This is a genomic window from Pantoea stewartii subsp. stewartii (genome assembly GCF_008801695.1).
GTDB lineage: Bacteria > Pseudomonadota > Gammaproteobacteria > Enterobacterales > Enterobacteriaceae > Pantoea > Pantoea stewartii.
The window spans coordinates 1-249 of the sequence record NZ_VZPF01000325.1 but is presented as its reverse complement, the minus strand read 5'-3'; the positions used below and the strand labels follow the sequence as shown (position 1 = coordinate 249).

Annotated in this window: 2 protein-coding genes; one reads left to right on the top strand and one right to left on the bottom strand. The window is 52.6% G+C overall.

From position 1 onward, the window contains the following. Positions 1–111, top strand: a 111-nt coding sequence (locus F7Q90_RS26400) for a transposase domain-containing protein (RefSeq protein WP_151161240.1), incomplete at its 5' end; no start/stop codon positions are given. A gap of 36 nt (positions 112–147) precedes the next feature. Here the strand turns inward: F7Q90_RS26400 and F7Q90_RS27585 are convergent. After that, the coding region (locus F7Q90_RS27585; protein ID WP_249042808.1) for a hypothetical protein at positions 148–249 on the bottom strand (102 nt) is incomplete at its 5' end.

Sequence of the window (249 nt, the reverse complement as noted above, 5' to 3'; positions counted from 1 at the left end):
GGCGTTGAACCCGAGGCGTGGCTGCGTTACGTCCTCGGTTATATCCAGGACTGGTCGGTGAACCGGGTCCGCGATCTGCTGCCATGGAAGGTAGACCTTACCTCTGCCTGAACGTCAATACGGTCTAAATAACTGATCCTAATACCGCTACACTTTAGCCAGCCCATGTTTTCCCCCGGGGAATGGGCTGACGGTATTCATAAAGTGATGGACCTTTTTCAACAGTTGCCACATTGAACTGCACTGGTG